Annotated in this window: 17 protein-coding genes; 4 read left to right on the top strand and 13 right to left on the bottom strand. The window is 66.3% G+C overall.

Annotated features, from left to right (window positions below; genetic code table 11):
- Nucleotides 1-6: 6 nt before the first annotated feature.
- A complete protein-coding gene (locus ACZYSP_RS08450; protein WP_489013738.1) occupies nucleotides 7-999 on the top strand; it encodes a SphA family protein in 993 nt (330 codons plus the stop codon).
- Nucleotides 1,000-1,120: 121 nt separating this feature from the next.
- Complete coding sequence (locus tag ACZYSP_RS08445; protein WP_489013736.1) at nucleotides 1,121-1,879, top strand: SGNH/GDSL hydrolase family protein; 759 nt, start codon at nucleotides 1,121-1,123, stop codon at nucleotides 1,877-1,879.
- A 93-nt stretch (nucleotides 1,880-1,972) separates the two neighbouring features.
- On the opposite strand, the gene ACZYSP_RS08440 is transcribed toward ACZYSP_RS08445, so the two are convergent.
- From ACZYSP_RS08440 to ACZYSP_RS08425, 4 genes are all read right to left on the bottom strand, one after another.
- On the bottom strand, nucleotides 1,973-2,191 hold the full coding sequence (locus ACZYSP_RS08440; protein ID WP_097199674.1) for a hypothetical protein: 219 nt from the start codon (nucleotides 2,189-2,191) through the stop codon (nucleotides 1,973-1,975).
- Nucleotides 2,192-2,341: 150 nt separating this feature from the next.
- Nucleotides 2,342-3,028, bottom strand: coding sequence for an RraA family protein (locus ACZYSP_RS08435; RefSeq protein WP_489013733.1), 687 nt, complete (start codon nucleotides 3,026-3,028; stop codon nucleotides 2,342-2,344).
- A gap of 22 nt (nucleotides 3,029-3,050) precedes the next feature.
- Nucleotides 3,051-4,037, bottom strand: coding sequence for a Bug family tripartite tricarboxylate transporter substrate binding protein (locus ACZYSP_RS08430; protein ID WP_489013731.1), 987 nt, complete (start codon nucleotides 4,035-4,037; stop codon nucleotides 3,051-3,053).
- Nucleotides 4,034-5,263, bottom strand: coding sequence for a pyridoxal phosphate-dependent aminotransferase (locus ACZYSP_RS08425; RefSeq protein ID WP_489013729.1), 1,230 nt, complete (start codon nucleotides 5,261-5,263; stop codon nucleotides 4,034-4,036). Before ACZYSP_RS08425 ends, ACZYSP_RS08430 begins: the two co-directional genes overlap by 4 nt.
- 102 nt (nucleotides 5,264-5,365) lie before the next feature.
- Here ACZYSP_RS08425 and ACZYSP_RS08420 point away from each other — a divergent pair, with 102 nt between their 5' ends.
- Nucleotides 5,366-6,370, top strand: a complete 1,005-nt coding sequence (locus tag ACZYSP_RS08420; protein ID WP_093050221.1) for a LysR family transcriptional regulator — start codon at nucleotides 5,366-5,368, stop codon at nucleotides 6,368-6,370.
- Between the two features lie 25 nt (nucleotides 6,371-6,395).
- Here the strand turns inward: ACZYSP_RS08420 and ACZYSP_RS08415 are convergent, their stop codons facing one another.
- The 4 genes from ACZYSP_RS08415 to phnD form a co-directional block, all read right to left on the bottom strand.
- Nucleotides 6,396-8,462 carry a histidine phosphatase family protein gene (locus ACZYSP_RS08415; protein ID WP_489013726.1) on the bottom strand — a complete coding sequence of 689 codons (2,067 nt, stop codon included), beginning with the start codon at nucleotides 8,460-8,462 and terminating at the stop codon, nucleotides 6,396-6,398.
- A 244-nt stretch (nucleotides 8,463-8,706) separates the two neighbouring features.
- Nucleotides 8,707-9,546 carry a phosphonate ABC transporter, permease protein PhnE gene (gene phnE / locus ACZYSP_RS08410; RefSeq protein WP_218132211.1) on the bottom strand — a complete coding sequence of 280 codons (840 nt, stop codon included), beginning with the start codon at nucleotides 9,544-9,546 and terminating at the stop codon, nucleotides 8,707-8,709.
- Complete coding sequence (phnC, locus tag ACZYSP_RS08405) at nucleotides 9,543-10,349, bottom strand: phosphonate ABC transporter ATP-binding protein (protein ID WP_093082749.1); 807 nt, start codon at nucleotides 10,347-10,349, stop codon at nucleotides 9,543-9,545. The genes phnE and phnC overlap by 4 nt, the downstream gene beginning before the upstream one ends.
- Complete coding sequence (gene phnD, locus ACZYSP_RS08400; protein WP_426392005.1) at nucleotides 10,346-11,215, bottom strand: phosphonate ABC transporter substrate-binding protein; 870 nt, start codon at nucleotides 11,213-11,215, stop codon at nucleotides 10,346-10,348. Before phnD ends, phnC begins: the two co-directional genes overlap by 4 nt.
- 116 nt (nucleotides 11,216-11,331) lie before the next feature.
- Between phnD and ACZYSP_RS08395 the strand changes: the two genes are divergently transcribed.
- Entirely contained in the window at nucleotides 11,332-12,219 is an 888-nt protein-coding gene (locus tag ACZYSP_RS08395; protein WP_489013723.1) for a LysR substrate-binding domain-containing protein, read from the top strand.
- On the opposite strand, the gene ACZYSP_RS08390 is transcribed toward ACZYSP_RS08395, so the two are convergent.
- The 5 genes from ACZYSP_RS08390 to ACZYSP_RS08370 form a co-directional block, all read right to left on the bottom strand.
- Nucleotides 12,212-13,123: a LysR substrate-binding domain-containing protein gene (locus ACZYSP_RS08390; protein ID WP_489013721.1), complete on the bottom strand. Its 912-nt coding sequence runs from the start codon at nucleotides 13,121-13,123 to the stop codon at nucleotides 12,212-12,214. The genes ACZYSP_RS08395 and ACZYSP_RS08390 overlap by 8 nt on opposite strands.
- An 83-nt stretch (nucleotides 13,124-13,206) precedes the next feature.
- Nucleotides 13,207-15,357 (bottom strand): phosphocholine-specific phospholipase C, encoded by a 2,151-nt coding sequence (locus ACZYSP_RS08385; protein ID WP_489013719.1) that lies wholly within the window; start codon nucleotides 15,355-15,357, stop codon nucleotides 13,207-13,209.
- Nucleotides 15,358-15,379: 22 nt separating this feature from the next.
- A complete protein-coding gene (locus ACZYSP_RS08380) occupies nucleotides 15,380-15,622 on the bottom strand; it encodes a hypothetical protein (RefSeq protein ID WP_440533815.1) in 243 nt (80 codons plus the stop codon).
- Nucleotides 15,623-15,635: 13 nt separating this feature from the next.
- On the bottom strand, nucleotides 15,636-17,879 hold the full coding sequence (locus ACZYSP_RS08375) for a hypothetical protein (protein WP_489013717.1): 2,244 nt from the start codon (nucleotides 17,877-17,879) through the stop codon (nucleotides 15,636-15,638).
- Nucleotides 17,880-18,113: 234 nt separating this feature from the next.
- A partial coding sequence (locus tag ACZYSP_RS08370) for an aldehyde dehydrogenase family protein (protein ID WP_489013715.1) occupies nucleotides 18,114-18,886 on the bottom strand: 773 nt, incomplete at its 5' end.

The following is an 18,886-nucleotide window of genomic DNA, read 5'->3' as shown; positions in this document are numbered from 1 at the left end:
TGAGCGATGGTGAAGAAGTGTGTGCAGTCTCGCGGCTCCCTGCTCGCGGCGGCTGTGTCATTGGCGGTGACTACAGGCGTCGCGGCGCAGACGCCCAGCGTGAGCCAGCCGGCAGGACTCAACCTTGGAGCGACCAGCTTCTACGACGGCTTCACGGGGTCGCCTGGCTGGACCTGGCTGAGCTGGTTGAGGTACTCCTCTGCCAACGCCATCAAAGACAACAATGGCAAGAGCGTGCCGGCCTTCAGCAATCCGAAGATCACCAGCTATGTCTGGGCAAACCAGATCGCCTATTTGTCTGAGACGAGCTTCGCCGGCTGGCGGCCGGGTTTCACCGCGATCCTGCCGACCGTTGCCCTGAACAGCAGCTTTGGTCCGGGACAGTCATTGACGAACGGTGGAACCGGTCTGGGCGACATCACCGTAGGCGCCTTCATGCAGGCGGATCCAGTGCTCGCATCGGATGGCCGGCCGCTCTTCGTGCAGCGCTTCTCGCTGGATGCAATCTTGCCCACAGGCAAGTACGACCAGCGAACGGACATCAACCAAGGCGCGGGCTTCGCGTCCATCAATCCTTACTGGGCAGCGACCTTGTTCCCGGCAGAGCGTTGGGAAGTCAGCTGGAGGCTGTACTACCTCTACAACTTCAGGAACAACAAGCCCGCCTCAAGCAACCCGCAGCAGTCGTTCAACGGTGCTCCGCTGGCGAGCACGCAAGCAGGGCAGGCAGCGTGGCTGAATTTTGCGGCGTCCTATGCGATCACGCCCTCATTCAGCCTTGGCATCAATGGCTACTACTTCCAGCAGGTCTCGGACAGCAAGGCGAACGGAACGACGCTGCCAAATTCCAAGGAGCGCGTGCTGGGCATCGGACCGGGGATGATGTGGCGCATCGACCGCGATACCGCGCTGTGGATCAACGCATATCACGAGACGATGGTTCGGGGCCGCACCAGCGCACCTCTCACGGCGCAGGTAAGGCTCGCGATCAAGTTCTAGGCGTCTTCCAGGCGGCACGGAAGCACTGAACTGGACCTTGCCGTCCTGCCGCCGATCGCCGCCGTTCGCCGCCGCACAAGGGCTCCACATTTCCTCCTTCATTGCCCCCTAGCCTGAAGGGGTGCCTGATTCCACTCGTATTCCATCGCGGCGATCCACCCGGTCCAGAACGATTGCCATCGTCCTGGGCACGGCGCTGGCCACCGCCTGCTCGCAATCGCACGTGGCGCCTTCGGAGGATCACGCCAAGGGGCCCGTGACTTCGCTTGCAAGCCGCTCGGGCGATCGGCATGGAGATCTCCATCCGGGCCTCGCGGACGCTTCCGTTGCTGCTGCCGCGAAGACGAACGCTGCCTGCAGCGTCGAGCTCTACGGCGACTCCATCCTTCATGGCGGTTACCTGGGCGACAAGCGGCTCGATGAGGCGCCGGCGGCCGCAATCCGTCGGATGCGTCCTCGATACCATGTGATAGACCGCTCCGTGAACGGAGAAACAGCCAGCGCGCGATCGGCGGCTTTCGCGAACGAGGCACGCTCGGGCCGCATCGTGGTCATCGAGCACGGGCTCAACGACGCCATGCAGAACTTGCCGCTGGAGTCGGCCTTGCGTTCCATGGTCTCGACGGCCAGGGCAGAGGGCCGCGATGTGGTCTTGACGGGCTTGTCGCAGACGCTTGCCGGCGCCGACGTGCGCGCCCGAGGCGACGCGACGGTGCGACGCGTGACAGCGGATCTCGCGGTGCCGTTCGCCGACTGGGGCAGCGTGCCGATGCGTCGCGGCGAGATGGCGGACATTCTTCATCCGTCCCAAGCCTATTCAACTCGACTCGTTGAGCGCTTGATCAAAGTGCTGGACAACCTTGCCCCCGAATGTGCTTGAGGGAGCGCCCTTGCGAGACGGGCCTCCTTGCCCGGGACGGGGAGTGCTCCGGTTTCTTCGGCCACAGGCGCCCGGACGGCGAATGCGATGCGGCTACTCCGGCGCAGCAGCAGGTGCCTGGGATTCCTGCGCCTGCTGCAGGCTTTGTTGCTGCGGTGCGTCGACCGGAGCGGCCGGCCCGCATGCACTGCGGTTCCTGATCGCGATGCCTTTGACGAGGTGGCGGGGCACGTGGTGTGTCCTTATCAACTGCGCCAGCGCCTCGCTGCGTGCTGGTTCGCATACCGGTAGAAACATGTGCAATGAGCTCATGGTGTCGTCCAGTGAACGCCAGAAAAGAAAGCTCGGATCTGAAAGAGGAGGGGACGGCGGCCTCTGGCGTGGCCGGCGGACATTATGAGCGCCTGAATTCCGCTGTGCGCAATCGCCCTCCCGGCGCAGATGCCATCGGTCGAATGACGCCTACAGCGTCTCGTTTTCCTTGAGCACGCCCGCCTTGCGCAGGGCGGAGTCCAGCCATTTGGCCGCCGTGTCGCCTTTCCTGATGGCCTCGATGCGTGCGGCTTCGTCCTCGACCTTCTGCTTTGCGGCCTGAAGAAGTGTCTCGACTCTTTCCCGCTCGACCACCACCACGCCGTCGGCATCGGCCACGACCAGGTCGCCTGCACGCACGGCCACGCCGCCCACGGACACCGGATGCCCGATGCGGCCCGAGGCCAGCTTCGTCGGGCCGTTGGGATTGGTGCCGACCGAGAAGACGGGAAAGTCCATCTCGTCGATCTCGACGCTGTCGCGCACCGCGCCGTCGATCACCACGCCGGCGATGCCGACCTGCCGGCAGGCGTTCATCATGATCGTGCCCATCAGGGCGGCGCTCTGGTCGCCCTTGCCGTCGATCACCAGCACGTCGCCGGGCTTTGCCAGCGCGATGGCGGCGTGGATCATCAGGTTGTCGCCCGGCCGCACTTCGACCGTGAGCGCACTGCCGACGAGCTTCATCCGGTGGCGCAAGGCCTGGATGCGGCCGTGCAGGGCGCCCCGGCGGCCTGCCACGTCGGCAAGGATGGCCGGCTGGAACGCCGAGGCCTGCCGGACCAGATCGGAGGGAACGCGCTCGAAGTCGCGAATGATGTCGGGTAGCTGGTTCATCGTCTGTCTCTCGTTCTCTTTCTTACTCGGCCTTGACGTCGGCGTCCTTCACCACGCGGCCCCACTTGCGCTTGTCGGCAGCCAGGAAGGCGCGGAACTGCTCGGGGGTGCTCCCTACGGGCTCCAGGCCGTCGGCAGCGAGCCGCTTGGAGATCTCGGGCATCGCCAGCACCTTGGCAACTTCGCGCTGTATGCGGTCGACGACGGCCGGCGGCGTGTTCTTCGCTGCGCAGATGCCTGCCCAGGTCACGGGGTCGAAGTCGGGAACGCCGGCCTCCGTCACGGTCGGAATGTCCGGAAAGGCCGCCAGCCGGCGCGGGCTGGCCACAGCCAGCGCGCGGAGCTTGCCGGCGCGTGCGTACTGCATCGAGCTGACGGGCTGGTCGAAGATCATCGAGACCTGGCCTGCAATGAGGTCCGTCATGGCCTGGCCAGTGCCTTTGTAGGCCACGTGAACGATGTCGATGCCCGCGCGGCTCTTCAGCATCTCGCCCGCAAGATGCCCGCCGGTGCCCGTGCCCGAAGAAGCGAAGTTGATCTCGCCGGGCTTCTGCTTGGCGTATGCAACGAGCTCCTTGACGCTCTTCACCGGCAGGGTCGAATTGACCAGCAGCATGTAGGGCGCGTTGACGACTTGCGTGACCGGTGCGATGTCCTTCTCTGGATCGAAGGGCATGCTCTTCAGGATGTACGGCTGGATCGACAGCGTTCCCGTGGTGCACATCAGCAGCGTGTGCCCGTCCGCGGGCGCGCCGAGCATGGCCGATGCCGCGATGTTGCCACCGGCGCCGGGACGGTTTTCGACCAGCACCTGCTGCCCGAGCCCTTCCGCCAGCTTCGGCGCGATCAGGCGCGCCACGACGTCGTTGGAACCGCCGGGCGAAAAGCCGACGAGGATCTTCACCGGTTTCGACGGAAAGGCATCTGCAGCCCACGCATGGGTGGCGCCAAGCCAGACGGTGCCCGCGGCAAGGGCCGGCAGCAGCTTCAGAAGAGGTTGGAGTTTCATTGCAGTTCCTGGTTGATGGCTTGGCCCGAGAGTTCGTCGCGCGCCTGCGCAATGCGGCGGCAACCTTCCAGCAGCTGCTCCGTGCTGGCGGCAAACGAAATGCGGAAATGTGTCGGCACGCCGTAGGCACTGCCTTGCAGCGCCGCCAGGTCCTGCGAATCGAGCAGGTGCATCACCCAGTCGTCGCTGCTCTCGATTGCGGCGCCCGTGCGTGTGCGAAGCCCGAACAGCGCGCTGCATGACGCGAAGATGTAGAACGCACCGTCGGGCGCTGCGCAATGGATGCCGTCGATGGCATTGAGCGAGGCAACCACCATGTCGCGCCGCTTCTCGTATTCGCGCCGGTTCGAGGCAATGGTGTCCTGCGGCCCCGTGAGCGCGGCGACTGCCGCAGCCTGTGCGATCGAGTTCGGCCCGGAGGTGCTCTGCGACTGGAGCTTGACCATCGCCTTGATCAGCGCCGAAGGCCCGGCGCCGTAGCCAATGCGCCAGCCCGTCATCGCGTAGGCCTTGGAAACGCCGTTCACTGTCAGCGTGCGGTCCTTGAGGTCGGGCGCCACCTGGGCCATGGTGGCGAACTCGATGTCGCCATAGATCAGGTGCTCGTAGATATCGTCGGTCAGCACCCAGACGTGGGGGTGGCGCCGCAGCACCTCGGCCAGTGCCTGGAGCTCGGCACGCGTGTAGGTCGCCCCGCTCGGGTTGTTCGGCGAGTTCAGCATCAGCCAGCGCGTCTTGCCGGTGATGGCGCGTTCTAGGTCGGCAGGCTGCAGCTTGAAGCCCGATGCCGCCGGGCAGTCGACGAAGACCGGAGCGCCGCCGGCCAGCAGGGCGATGTCCGGGTAAGACACCCAGTAGGGCGCCGGCACGATCACCTCGTCACCCGCCGCGACCGTGCACATGAGCGCGTTGAAGATCACCTGCTTGGCGCCGGTGCCCACGATGATCTCGCCCGGCGTGTAGGCCAGCCCGTTCTCGTTCAGGAACTTGCCGGCAATGGCCTCCTTCAGCACCGGCGTGCCGCCCACGTCCGTGTAGCGGGTCTGGCCGTCGGTCATTGCTCGGATTGCCGCTTCCTTGATGTGCCCGGGTGTCTCGAAGTCGGGCTCGCCCGCGGTCAGGCCGAGGATGTCCCGGCCCATCGCGCGCAGCTCGCGCGCCCTCTGGCCGGCCATGGAACTGGGGGATGGTTTGATTCGATTCAGGCGTGGTGCGATGTGAAGCATGCACGCAGTATCAAAGTCCGGCTGCCGCAGGACAAACGAGAAATCGGAGGAGCGCGGTATTCCTTTTTTTCCTGCAGAGCCATGGGCGTACATTCCGCTGGCATGAACTTCACTTTCAAGCAGCTGGAGGCCTTCCTCTTCAGCGCCAAGCTCCAGAGCTTCAGCGCCGCGGCGGTGAAGCTGCACACCACGCAGTCGGCCATCTCCAAGCGCCTGGCGGAACTAGAGGAGTCGCTCGGCGGCCCCTTGCTTCATCGCACCTCCCACGGCCTGGAGCTGGCCCAGGCTGGCCGGGAGCTGCTGCCGCTCGCGGAAGAAGCGCAACGGCTCTGGCAGCGCATCGAGCACGACATCAGCCTCGACAAGACGCTGCGCGGCACCTTCCGTGTGGGCGTGACGGAGCTGATTGCGATGACCTGGCTCACGCGCCTGATCCAGCTGCTGCAGAAGCTGCACCCCCAGGTAACGCTGGAGCCGGTGGTGGATGCGGGGCTCACGCTCTTCGAGCGCCTCGAAGCCAACAAGCTCGATCTGACCATCATGCCCGGCATCTTCTGGGGCCAGGCCTTCGAATCTATCAAGGTGGGGCAGGTCGACCAGGCCTGGATCGCGAGCCCGCGGCTCGACATTCCCGCGCGGGCATTGAAGCCGCACGAGTTTGCCGACTACCCCGTGATCGAGCAGCCTGCAGGCGCCTCGAAGAACAGGTTCTACGAAGCCTGGCGCGCGGAGCACGGCTTCCGCTTCGGCAAGGTCATGCTGACGAACAGCACGACTGTTCTGCGCGAACTGACGATCAGCGGCTTCGGCATCAGCCAGCAGGCGCTCGACTATGTGCGCCCGGACATCAAGAGCGGCCTGCTGCGTGTGGTGAAGAGCGACCCCATGCCGCCGCCGCTGGTCTACAGCGCGGTCTACCGGCGCGACAACTCCAGCCCCGCGCTGGCGCGCATCGTCGAGCTGGCCGTGAAGACTTGCGATTTCACCTTGCGGGCGAGCCAGCACGACGTGGCCCCGGCGCGCCCACCGCGGGGCTCGGGCGCGACGCTGAGGCAACGCTCGCTGCGCCAGGGCGTGAAGACGCCTGCCAGGAAGACCAGGAAATAGATGCGGGGTTACTGGGCCTACTGGGCTACTGGGCCACGTGCCCGTAGCAGGCCTTCAGGCCCGTGTAGTCGTAGTAGTGCGCCGTGCCCGCAGCCTTGGCGCCATCGCAGGCCGCCTTGAAGTCGGTTTCCTTCTCGTTGTAGAGCATGCGCACGAGCAGTTTTCCGCCGCCGTCGGCGAACACGTCCCACTGCATGTTGGCCGCCATCGGCGAGACGTAATCGCCGCGCCATGTGTTGCTGTCGTAGCTGAAGCTGGAGGCCTTGGGCACGCTCTGCTCCTCGCCCTTCAGGCCCATGCGCACCGCGAAGGGCATCATGATTTCCGCGTGCGTGAAGCGCAGCTTGGCCGCGTGCGAGCGGTCTCCCCTGGCGATTGCATCGACCTCGTTGAACATGTCGTCGACCAGGATCTGCGACATGCGCGAAGTGATGTCGCCCTTCTCCGTCATGCCGGGGCCCTTGTCGTAGAAATCGGAGCCGTCGTTGAGCGCGGCGAAGAACTTCGCCTGCGCTGCGGGCATGTAGGCCGTGAAATCGACGCCGGCCTCGCTGCGCATCGCGGGTGCGATCACATACAGCTCGTACAGCAGCGCGCCTGCGTCGCCGGGCGACTTGATCGATGTCTTGCCGTCGCCGCTCAGGCTGGGCGCGAACTTGCCGTCGTCGCTCGTGTAGCTGAAGCTGCCGCTGTTGGAAAAGCTGTAGGTGCCGTTGGCGATCTTGTCGACGAAGCTCCTGGCGAACAGGCGCTCCAGCAGCAAGCGGCCGGCAGCCGCGGCCTCGGGCGTGACAGTGAGCCCACTCTGCTTGGCGAGCAGGTCGGCATCGTTGCTCTTGTAGTTCTGGTAGGCCAGGCTGGCCTGGTAGGTCGTGTAGAGCGGGTCGGTGGTGTTCGTTACCAGGTCGGTCGCCTTCACCAGCTTGTGAAAGTACAGCAGAAAGCGGTTGGTGCCCACCGGCTGGCTCACGGCCGTGCCGTTGTCGGGGTAGGGCGCCGGTGCCGGCGGATAGGTCAGCAGCGGCGCCAGCGCAGGCTGCACCGCCTTGAGCGACTGCACGAAGAAGTTGCCGCTGTCGACTGCGCGATCGACGCCGGAGGTCACCGTCACGATCTGGCGTGGGGCGGAGCCGGCGTTGTCGCCGATCTGCTTCCAGTAGGCCGGCAGGCGCTGGACCAGCCTTGCCGCAAGCTGCGTGTGCTCGTTGATGCCAACCTGCGTCTCGTTGCCGTAGCCGGGCGTGCTGATGCCGGCCACGCCATAGCCGAGCAGGAAGTTGGCCTTCATGATCTTCAGCACGTCGGGCCCGAGCTTCTCGCCCAGCGGCGTGAGGGCGCCGTCGTCCTGTGCCTTCTTCCACATGTTGTAGACCGCAAGGTCGTACTTGAGGCCCGAGAGCCCGCGCGAGCCGTGGCGCGCAACCACCTCGGTGTAGACCGGCGAGAAGCCCGCGGGCGCCGCCTCGTAGGTGCTGACATCCTGCTGCGGGCGGTACGGCGCCTTGGTCTGGTAGTAGCGGTCGGTCAGGGCGGCGGCCGTTACCACCGCCTTGACGTCGTCAGTGTTCGCGGCCGATGCGAGCGCATCGCGGATGCGCTGCAGGCCTTCGTCGGAAGCGGCCTTGAGCGCGGCCTTGGCAACAGGGTCGCTCTCGGTGTTGATGTCGCCGAGCAGCTTCGACACGACCACGCCGACAGAGATTGCCACCTTGCCCGCAGCGGTCTTGAAGTCGAGCCCGTTGGCTTCCATCTCCGCGACCACCGCGGTCGATTCGAAGTCGACAACGCCCGGTGCTTCCTTCGGCGCACGCAGCACGAGCGCTGAAGTCACCGGCTTGGATGAGGGGATGGACGGATCGAGCTCGGTGGCATCGGTGCCGATCTCGGCCACGATGCCCGCGCCCGAGCCGGCAAGCGTGAAGCCGCCCTGCTTGTCCGATCGGGTGGACGGTTCGCCCGCATCGCAGCGGCCGTTGGAGTTGAGGTCCAGGCAGACCTTGGCGTTGACGAAGTAGCTGCCGACCACGACCCCGCTGGTGCTGGTGGTCGTTGTGCTGCCCGGCGTTGTGGAAGCCCCGGCGGCCGGAGGCAAGACGAAAGAAGAACCGCTGTCTCCCCCTCCGCATGCAACCAGCAGGAGCGCCGAGAGACTGAGACAAGAAACCGGCACGAGGGCCAGGGCGCGGCGAAGCGGAGAAGTAGGCTGCATGAGAGTCACGGACGAGGGAAAGGGGTGGAGCTTTCAGCGCGTGCGTGACATGGCGGTGACTGACAGAGCGCAGCAGAAGCTGGTCAGGTCCTGGTCAGCTGGCCAGGCTGGCACTGACTACGCGCGATCAGTGCCGTCCGCTGCGCTGGATGCGGTGGCGCAGTTGACTGGAAAGCGTGTCCGCAACAATCACCATCACGGTGATGACGATGATGCAGGTGGCTGTCTCCGGATAGCGAAAGAGCTTGAGGCTGCTCACCAGTTCGAAGCCGAGCCCGCCGGCGCCGACCATGCCCAGCACCGTCGCCGAGCGCAGGTTCACCTCGAAGCGATAGAGCACCACGGCGATCCACGCAGTGACGACTTGCGGCAGCACACCGAACACGATGACCTGCAACGGCCGCGCGCCGGTCGCTCGCAAGGCTTCGAGCGGGCCCTGGTCGATTTCCTCGATGGCATCCGCGAAGAACTTGCCCAGCATGCCCGCGCCATGGAGCGCCAGCGCCAGCACACCGGGAAACGGCCCCAGGCCCACGGCCGAGACGAACACCAGTGCCAGGATGAGCTCGTTGATGCTGCGCACCACGTTCAATGCCTGCCGCGTGCTCTGGTAGATCCACCGGTTGCTCTGCAGGTTGCGCGCGGCCAGGAACGAAAGGGGAATGGCGGGCAGCACGGCCAGCAGCGTTCCCCACACCGCGATCTGCACGGTCTCGAGCGCGGGTGCGACGAGGCGGCTGAGGATGTTCAGGTCGGGCGGCAGGGTGCGGCCGAGAAAGTCCAGGATCTGCGGCAGGCCCGCTGCGAGTTCCGTCCAGCTGAGCTGGGCTCCGGCGGAGCTCCATTGCAGCGCCCAGGCCACGATGCAGAGTCCGATGAGCAGGTTGAACCAGCCGCGGCGCCCTTCGGGGAGCGGGCCGGTCCAGGCGTATCTGGTCGATGCGGTCTTCATGTTCGTCATGTTCATCCTTGCGTGCCGGCCATCGAGGGCATGACCAGTGCAGTCGGGGTGCTGGCTGCGTCCTTCCGGTCGACGGCCGGTTGCGGCATGTTGTAGATGCGATCGATGTCGTCCTGCCCCATGGCCTGCGGCACGCCATCGAACACGACGCGGCCTTGCGCGAGCCCGACGATGCGGTCGGCAAACTCGCGCGCGTAGTCGACCTGATGCAGGTTGCACAGCACGGTGATCCCCAGGTCGCGCGAGGCATCGTGCAGGTACTGCAGCACCTTGCGCGAGGTCTGCGGGTCGAGACTGGCAACCGGTTCGTCCGCGAGGATCAGCCTCGGTCGCTGCGCAAGCGCACGGGCGATGCCCACGCGCTGCATCTGGCCGCCCGACAGCGAATCGGTGCGTTCATGCGCCTTGTGCGCAAGGCCCACGCGGCCCAGGCACTCGTGCGCCAGCGCGATGTCTTCGCGGCTGAAGAAGTGCATCACCGAAGCGAGCGTCGACACTGCACCCAGGCGGCCGGTCAGCACGTTCTTCAACGCGCTCAGCCGCGGCACCACGTTGTGGTGCTGGAAGATCATTGCGACACGCTGGCGCAGCGCGCGCGTGTCCGCGCACTGCACGGCATCCATGCCGTCGACCTTCAGTTCGCCGCCGTCCGCCACGGCCAGGCGGTTCACGCATCGCAGCAGGGTCGATTTGCCGGCACCCGACTCGCCGAGCACCACCACGAACTCTCCCGCAGCCGCGTCCAGGTCGACGCCGCGCAGCACGGCGTTGTCGCCGTACTGCTTGGTGAGCCGCCGGATGCGGATCACTTCATGCTCCGCAGATCGAGCTTGAGCACCTTGGCGGTGTCGCGCACGACGTTGTAGGCCGCGTCGTTCGTGGGCTGGAAGCCGTTGAGCACGCCCTGGTCGCCCCACGGCAGGTCCTTGACGTTGGCCAGGGCCTTCGCGATCTTTGCCTTCAGCGCCGGATCGAGATCTTTGCGCCACACCATCGGCGATTCGGGAATCGGGTTCGACGACCAGACGATCTCGAACTCGTCCGCTTTCACCTGGCCCTTGGCGATGGCGCTCGCGAGGATGCGGTCCGCCACGGCTGCGGCATCGACCTTCTTGTTGGCCACGGCGAGGATGCTGGCGTCGTGCGAGCCCGAGAAGATGACGCGGCTGAAGAAGGTCTCGGGGTCGTAGCCGGCCTGCAGCAGGCCCGCCTTGGGGAACAGGTGGCCGGACGCGGAGGTCGGGTCGACGAAGGCGAAGGTGCGGCCCTTCAGGTCGGCGGTCTTGGCGAGACCGCTTTCCTTGCGCGCAATGATCACGCTCTTGTAGGAGCTCTGGCCAGTCTTCTTCGTGACGGCCACCGCGAAGGCTTCCACGTCGGCGATCTGGTTGGCAAGCACGTACGAGAACGGGCCGAGGTAGGCCACGTCGAGCTTCTTGGAGCGCAGGGCTTCGATGACGCCGTTGTAGTCGGTGGCAACGAAGGGTTTGACCGGCATGCCCAGTTGCTGCTGCAGGCTGTCGAGCACCTGGCGGCTGCTCTCGATCATGGCCTGCGAGTCCTCGGCCGGAATCAGGCCGATGGTGAGCGGTGGCGCGGCCAGCGCCGGCATGGCGGCGACGGTGGACAGGGCGAGGGCGATCAGGCTTCGGCGCAGGCGAAAGAGGGGGCTCATGGGTGGTGCTCGGTGGGGTGAAGGTTGGGAATTAGCGCAAGACTAAGAACACCATGTGACAACGAAATATCAAATCGATCACGTATTTGTCACGCATCTATTGAGACAATCTATGGATGTCAGCAGCCAGACTCCGTGCTTTTCTCGCCGTGGCCCAGCACGGCAGCTTCAGCGGTGCCGCGCGTGCCGTGGGCCTGAGCCAGCCGACGCTCACCACCCAGGTCCAGGCCCTTGAGCGCCAGCACAACGTCGTCCTCTTCCATCGCCAGGGTCACCGCATCGAACTCACCAGCGTGGGCGAGCGCCTTCTACCCATCGCGCGGCAGATCGCTTCGCTGGAGCAGGACTCGTACAACCTCCTTCACGACAGCGGCGACCTCCAGTCCGGCGAACTCAAGCTCGGGGCGGTTGGCCCCTTCCACGTCATCGAGATGGTCGATGCCTACCGCAAGCGCTACCCGCGCCTCGACGTCTCTATCCGCATGGGCAATTCGTCCTCGGTGTTCAAGGACCTGGAGGAATACGCCGTCGACATCGGCGTGCTGGCGCGCTTCCACGAAGCGCCCGGCTTCAGTGCCACGCCGTATGCGCGGCACGCACTCATCCTGTTCGTGCATCGCGACCACCCCTTCGCGAGCCGCGGCCAGATCCGGCTGGACGAGTTGCACGGACAGCCGATGCTCCAGCGCGAAAGCGGCTCGAGCACGCGGCGCGCGCTCGACGAGGCTTTCCAGCGCGCGGGCGTCCGTCCGAAGCTCGCCATGGAAATCGGAAGCCGCGAGGCCATCCGTGAAGCGGCCGCGCGCGGCATCGGCATCGGTGCCGTCTCGGAGGCGGAGTTCATTCCGGACGAGCGCCTGCGCACCGTTCGCATAGAGGGCGACCCCGCCGTGACGCACACCTACCTCTATTGCCTCCAGATCAGGCGCGAGAGCCGCGTGCTCGCATCTTTCTTCGACGTGGCGCTGAAGCTGCGCAAGGGGCTGCAGCCTGCGGTTACCTGAGCGCTGAGGAGGCAAGCGACGGCATCGATCCTCCGCGAGCCTGCAGGCGGGCGTCGATCGCATCGAAGAACGACGAGATCAGCCGACTCTCCCGACGCTCGCGCAGGCAGCACACGTGAATGTGCGTGGAGACGACATCGCCTTCGATGCGCACCGGCCTCAGGCGCGGATCGGGCACGTATTCGGACTGCGAGACGGTGCCGATGCCAAGCCCCCTGGCCACGGCTTCGCGCAGCGCCTCGCGGCTTCCGATTTCCATCGCGACCTGCACGGTCACGCCCTGCGCGATCAACGCGTCCTCCAGCGCCTTGCGGGTCGTGGAGGCGGGTTCGCGCATCAGCAGCGGTTGTCCCGACAACTCCTTCAGCGCGATCGACTTGCGCTTGGCGAACGGATGATCGACGTGCACGAACACGATCACCGGGTACTGCGCGTAGAGCTGCGTGTAGTAGCGCTCGTCGGGAAACCGGCTTGCCAGCACGCCCACGTCGCTCACGTATTTGTCGAGCGCGTCGAGGATCACTTCGGAATTGCCCAGCGTGATGGAGATCTTGATGCGAGGGTGGACCGCGTGGTACGCCTCGATCATCTCGGTGACATGAAAGGGCCCGACCGCGCCGACCTTCAGCGATCCGTGCCGCAGCTTGCCGCTGTCGTCCAGCAGCGAACTCATGTCGCCTTCGAGCGCGATCATGCGTCGGGCCAGGGGCAGCATCTCCAGCCCCAGCGCCGATAGTTCCACGCGCCGGCCGCGGCGGTGGAACAGCTCGGCGCCGTATTCGCGCTCCATCATCTGGATCTGCGAATTGAGTGTGCTGTGGCTCATGCCCAGCGTGCGCGCGGCGGCCGTGAAGCCGCCCTCTTGCGCGACGGCGATGAATGCGCGAATCTGGTTGAGCGTCACTGCAGGGTCTCCCGGGCCACTGGGTCGTCTGAAAGGGCGCCATGATGCCGGGCGATCATGATGGCCGCATGTAAGCCACCGGGCTACGTGGCCGCGACCCCCATGGCCGGATCGCTCACGCCGTCCTTGCCGGTCTCCAGCCGCCCCGCGAAGCGCCGTTCGAAGCTGGTGCCCATGGTCAGCGTGAAGTCGTACCAGCTGTTGGTTCCTGCGAGCGACCATGACGGCTCCACCTGCATGCCGGGCGCCACGGTGTAGGTCCAGGGGCCGTCTGTGCGGTACGCGTTGGCGCCGACCGTCACGGTCGCTGGGGCGTTGCCCATGTTCATGATTGTCAGGTACACCGAGTTGCCGCTGCTGTCGTAGCACACGCGAACTTCCGGGTTCGGCCCGCTCGCCAGCGCGCCGAGGTCGCCCTTGAAGCGCCGGTGATAGCCGTTGGGCCCGAGCACCCACAGGCTGTATTTGCCCGCGTTGTCGGCCACCGCCGCCCAGGCGTCGGAAATCATCTTGCCGGGCTCCACGGTGAAGCGCCTGGGGTAGCGCGACAGGTTCAGCTCGTCGTACACATGGAACACGGCGCCTTGCGTGCCCGTGTTGCTGAACGTGAGCCACACCTGGCCGTTGGGCAGGTCGACGTTGGCGCTGGTGTGCAGGTGATACGGAAGCGCACGCGAAGGCCGCAGGGCGAGCGCCTGCGAAGGCAGCGGCACCGAACCCGCCGCGGGCACCGGCACGCCGGGCGCGGCCACCTGCTGCGACAGCGTGGCATCGGCCTGCGCCTTGGTCGGCGCCGTCACCAGCGCGGGCTTGGCCGCGTTCGGGTTGCGGAAGTCGAAGCACGACATCAGGTCGCCGAACACCGTGCGGCGCCACGGGCTGATGTTGGTCTCGCGCACGCCGAAGCGCTGCTCCAGGAAGCGCAGCGTCGAGGTGTGGTCGAACACCTGCGAGTTGACCCAGCCGCCGATGCTCCACGGAGAAATCACCAGCATCGGCAGCCGCACGCCGGCGCCGAAGGGCTTGCCGTCGGGCGTGCGCTTGCTCGAGTCGCCGGGCGGCGGCGGCATCGTGTAGTACTCGTTGGTGATGTCCGCCGTCGACTTGCCGGCATAGGTGCCGTCCGCGTTGCGCCACGGCGGGGCCGGCGGTGGCATGTGGTCGAAGAAGCAGTCGTTCTCGTCGAAGTTGATGATGAGCACGGTCTTGCTCCACACCTCTGGATTGGCGGTGAGCATGTCGAGCAGCGTCTGGATGTACCACGCGCCCTGCTGCGGGACCGACATGCTCGGGTGCTCGCTGTAGGGCCCCGGCGCGACGATCCAGCTCACCTGCGGCAGCGTGCCCGCGGCGATGTCGTCGGCCACCGCCTGCAGGTAGCCGCCGTCGGGCATGGTGTTGCCGAAGCCCTTGTACAGCGGCGACTGCGCTTCGATCGCAGGCGAGTACGCCACATTCGGCGAGCCTTGCGACCGCAGCTGCTCGTCGACGGCGCGATAGGAAGCGAACGCCACCAGCTGGTTGTTGTTGCTGTTGTTGCCCGGCCTGTTGTAGACCTTCCAGCGCACGCCGGCAGCCTGCAGCCGCTCGGGGTAGGTGGTCCAGGTCAGGCCATCGGTGGAGGGCCCCAGGCCGCCCCAGTTGGCGTTGGTCACGCAGGCCTGGCCGGCCACGTTCGCACCGTTCGTGCCGCTCCACAGGAACATGCGGTTGGTGAAGGTGCCCGTGTGGATCGACGTGTGATACGCGTCGCAGATGGTGAAGGCATTGGCCAGCGCCCAATGGAACGGCAGGTCGGACTGCTGCAGGTAGCCCATCGAGATCTTGGTGTTCTTGGCCTTCGGCCATGCCGCCATGCGCCCGCCGTCCCACGCAGACTGCTGGTCGCCCCAGTCGTGCGCGCCGCCGACGCGCAGCGCGTTGCCCCTGGTCGCATCGAGATAGAACGGCTGCACTGCGTCGGCGGTGCCCTGCTGCAGCCACACGGGGTTGCCCGACGCCATCGGGATGGTGAAGCGGTCGCTGAAGCCGCGCACGCCGGGCATGGTGCCGTAGTAGTGGTCGAAGGAGCGGTTCTCCTGCATCAGGATGATGACGTGCTCCACGTCGTTGATGGTGCCCGTCGCGTTGTTCGCCGGGATGGCAAGCGCGCGCTGGATGGCGGGCGGAAACGGGCCGAGCGCGGCGCCGGCCGCGGCGGCGCGAAGGAAGGAGCGGCGGTTGAATGGAGTCATGGTTGTTGCAATCGACGTGCCTTCAGGGCGCGCAGTTGAGCTTCGAGTTCGGGAGCGTTGGCGGCAGGTCGGTGCCGGCGGCTGCGCAGCTTGCGCATGGCGCCGCCACGATCGGAATCTCGGCAGGCGCCGCGCCGTCGCCGGTTGCCGCAGCAGCGATGGGCAACTGCAGGCTGGCCCCGCCGCTGTTGCCGCCGCCACCGCACCCGGCGATGAACAGGCACGCGATACCTGCTGCAAGGAAGAGGCAGAAGCTGGATTTCATGATGGGTGCCTCCTCAGTTGACCTGCAGCGTCGACAACGGCTTGTTCGACAGGAAGATCGATTGCAGCTCGGCATCGGTCAGCACGCGGTTCCACATCGCCAGGTCGCCGAAGTGGTGCTGGTACGTGGGCGCGGTTGCGCACTTGCCGGCGTAGTACGGCGGCGTGACGGTGCCGTTGCACTTGTTCATCAGGAAGGTGCCGGTGCCGTCGTCGCCGATGCCCCACTGCGGAAACGGCGAGAGCTTGGAGAGATCGACCGACCCCGTCGACTTGCCCACGGCCACGCGGTTGGTGGTGCTCGTCACCGGATCGAACACGTACATGTTCATGGTCTTGGCCACGCCGTCGACCGAGAAGGCGATGTACACCCAGCGGTTGACGGTGATCTGCGTGTAGGGGCTGGTCGGCCCGTCCGCACGCACGCCCCCGCCGGAGCCGATGTTGAATGCCACGCCGCACTGGTTGCCCGAGCTGGCGAACAGGCCGATGGCAACGCCGGCGTTGCCGCCGCTCACATAGCTCTTGTTGGAGACGATGGTCACGTTGTTGGTGGCAACGCACGATGGCGTCTTGAACCAGAGCCCGATGGTGAATTGCGGTGCCGTGCCCTTGGAGATGTCGAAGCCATCGGCCGGCGTGAGACGGTAACCCTCGACGCCGTTGGTGTTGACGAAGTTCGTGTCCACCAGCAGGCCGTTGGTGCCCGCGAACGGACCCGGTACCACGAGGCCGGCTGCGGGCGGAAGGTCGCTCGCGGCGGGCCCCATCGTGCTGTGCGCCATCGCATCGACCGGCGGCAGCGTGGCGCTGAACGGGTAGTAGGAGACCAGTCCGTTCTTCAGCGTCGGCGCCAGCGGAACCGGCGGAACGTAGGACACGAGTGGTGAGAGCACGGCTCTCGACGCGGCGTCCGCGCCGTCGCCGGCCTGCACCGTGTAGCTGAGCTGGTACGTGCCCTTGGCGCTCAGCACTTGCGAGAGCTGGTTGTCGGTGTATGTGGCGGTGCCCGCCGGCAGGTTCGAAGCGATTACCTGTCCGTCGCGCATGACCGTGATCGCACCCTTGGCCGGAGCCGTCCAGTTCAGTACCACGCTCGCGCTGGAGGAGTTGTTGTCGGCCACCGATGCAGTCAGCTGCGACACGGCCTGCGCTCCGGTCAGCGGGCTGCCGTCCAGCGCGTAGGTCTTCGCGTCCGGCAGTGCGCCCAGATAGCCGAGCACGGTCGGCGCAACGTCGGCGATGCTGGCGTTCGCATACAGGTCGATCAGCTTCTGCGGTAGCGCTGCGCCGACGCCTTGCGTTCCCATGTTCGCGGGCTGGTTCAGGCCGATGAAGGTGCTCGACTCGGGCACCAGCGGCAGGCCGTCGTCCTGGCTGTTGGCGCTGAGCCCGTGGTTGCCGGTCACGACGACGAGCCACCGGGTGTTCGGGCGCTTCGACGTGGCGTCGACGAGTGTGCCGACCGCCTTGTCGAGCTTGGCCAGCGTGCCTGCGTACTGCGTGGAGCCGAGTCCGAAGTCGAGTGTGGCATCCTTCATTGCGTGGTACTGCGCGAGCACCGTGGCGTAGTCGCCGCCGATCAGTTGCGTGGCTTGCGTGGTCACGCAGTCGGTGGCGGTCGCATTGCCGGAGCAATCGGTGAGCGAGTCGAGGTAGCCGCTGTCGTGGTCGGAAGACAGCAACTGGGCCAGCCCCGACGAAGCGACGACCGCGCCGTTTGGCCCCGTGTTCCTGCCCTTGGTCAACTGGAACACGGTGGCGCCGCGCACCGCCTGCTTCGGTGCTTCCGACATCACCTGGTGGCGGCTGGCCCAGGTGCCGGTGAGCAGCGTCGCCCAGCCGGGCGTGTCCAGCGTGGGTTGCTGGCTGGGCGTGCCGGCCATGCCGCCGCTGTAGGCCAGCCTCACTTCGAGCTTGGCGAGGTTCGGCAGCGTGCCGCCGGCGATGCCGCTTTGCACTGCGGCGTAGGTGGCGCCGTCGAGGTCGATGACCAGCGTGCGGTTGGCGAGCGGCGTCGATGGTGCTTCGGGCGACGTGGGGGCGGGTGATGACGGGGCCGGCAATGCAAGCGCCGCGCCGCCTGAACCGCTGCCGCCGCCGCAGCCGCTCAGTGCGGCAACGAGCGCGGTCGTGAGCGCGAAGGTGCGCGTCCATCCTGCAGCGCGCTGCCGCGTGCCGGTCGGGTCTGGTGCCTTGCGCGCCCGCATGGCGGCGCCTGGGGGAATGGCTTGGGGAATGAAGTGCTCGACTGACATTTTTTTCGGCTGCCTCTGGTGGGGGGAGTGGTCGAATTACAGAAGAGCGGGGTGACGTGCCAGCGACGAAAGCCCATGGGTATTTCGATAGTCCTGTCGGCTTTTTCGTCAGATCGAGGCGCATCCACGCGCGCGACTTCGGCGTCCCTGGCAAGGGACGCAAGACGATGGAGAGTGCGATGCGGTGGGCGGCCAGGGCCTGGCTCCCGGTGTATCCGGGAGCAGGCCTCGAGCTCACCAGGGCAACGAGTAGGTCTTGGTGTTGGTAAAGCTCTTCATGGCCTCGAGCACGCCTTCCTTGTATCCGAGGCCCGAGTCCTTGATGCCGCCGAAGGGCGTGAGCTCCAGGCGGTAGCCCGGTACCTCGCGCACATTGACACTGCCCACGTTCAACTCTCGGATGAAGCGCGTGATGTAGTCCATGCGGTTGGTGCACACCGCCGACGACAGCCCGTAGGCCGTGCCGTTGGAGATGCGGATCGCGTCTTCGATCGTCCTGAAGCGGATCACCGGCGACACCGGCCCGAAGGTCTCGTGCCTGGCCACCGTCATCCCGGGGTCCACATGGTCGAGCACCGTGGGCGAATACAGCGCACCGCTGCGCTCATTGCCGTACAGCAGCTTCGCACCCGCCTTGATCGCCTCGTTGACCACCGCCTCGAACTGGATCGCAGCCGCCTCGTCGATCACCGTGCCCATGTCCGTGGCCGGGTCCATCGGGTCGCCGTACTTCAGCGCCCGCGTCTTGGCCAGCAGCAGCTCCACGAACCGGTCCGCCACCGCCTCGTGCACCAGCATGCGCTTGATCGCCGTGCAGCGCTGGCCCGAGTTCTTGTACGAGCCGCTGGCCGCCAGCGTGGCCGCCTCCTCGACGTCCGCGTCCTCCATCACGATGATCGGGTCATTGCCCCCCAGCTCCAGGATCTGGCGCTTGTACACCGCCTTGCCCGCGATGTACTTGCCGATGGCCACGCCCCCCGTGAAGGTGACCAGGTCCACGTCGGCGC

The organism is Variovorax sp. F042 (assembly GCF_057814215.1).
The sequence above is the reverse complement of the archived record's forward strand: the minus strand, read 5'-3'. Positions and strand labels throughout refer to the sequence as shown.

Excerpts from the sequence above, each read along its gene's own strand:
- phnE (WP_218132211.1), bottom strand. The coding sequence starts at position 9,546 with ATGAACATGACGAACATGAAGACCGCATCGACCAGATACGCCTGGACC.
- ACZYSP_RS08440 (WP_097199674.1), bottom strand. The coding sequence starts at position 2,191 with ATGAGCTCATTGCACATGTTTCTACCGGTATGCGAACCAGCACGCAGC.
- ACZYSP_RS08450 (WP_489013738.1), top strand. The coding sequence starts at position 7 with ATGGTGAAGAAGTGTGTGCAGTCTCGCGGCTCCCTGCTCGCGGCGGCT.
- phnD (WP_426392005.1), bottom strand. The coding sequence starts at position 11,215 with ATGAGCCCCCTCTTTCGCCTGCGCCGAAGCCTGATCGCCCTCGCCCTG.
- ACZYSP_RS08435 (WP_489013733.1), bottom strand. The coding sequence starts at position 3,028 with ATGAACCAGCTACCCGACATCATTCGCGACTTCGAGCGCGTTCCCTCC.
- ACZYSP_RS08430 (WP_489013731.1), bottom strand. The coding sequence starts at position 4,037 with ATGAAACTCCAACCTCTTCTGAAGCTGCTGCCGGCCCTTGCCGCGGGC.
- ACZYSP_RS08385 (WP_489013719.1), bottom strand. The coding sequence starts at position 15,357 with ATGACTCCATTCAACCGCCGCTCCTTCCTTCGCGCCGCCGCGGCCGGC.
- ACZYSP_RS08420 (WP_093050221.1), top strand. The coding sequence starts at position 5,366 with ATGAACTTCACTTTCAAGCAGCTGGAGGCCTTCCTCTTCAGCGCCAAG.
- ACZYSP_RS08395 (WP_489013723.1), top strand. The coding sequence starts at position 11,332 with ATGTCAGCAGCCAGACTCCGTGCTTTTCTCGCCGTGGCCCAGCACGGC.
- ACZYSP_RS08425 (WP_489013729.1), bottom strand. The coding sequence starts at position 5,263 with ATGCTTCACATCGCACCACGCCTGAATCGAATCAAACCATCCCCCAGT.
- ACZYSP_RS08375 (WP_489013717.1), bottom strand. The coding sequence starts at position 17,879 with ATGTCAGTCGAGCACTTCATTCCCCAAGCCATTCCCCCAGGCGCCGCC.
- ACZYSP_RS08380 (WP_440533815.1), bottom strand. The coding sequence starts at position 15,622 with ATGAAATCCAGCTTCTGCCTCTTCCTTGCAGCAGGTATCGCGTGCCTG.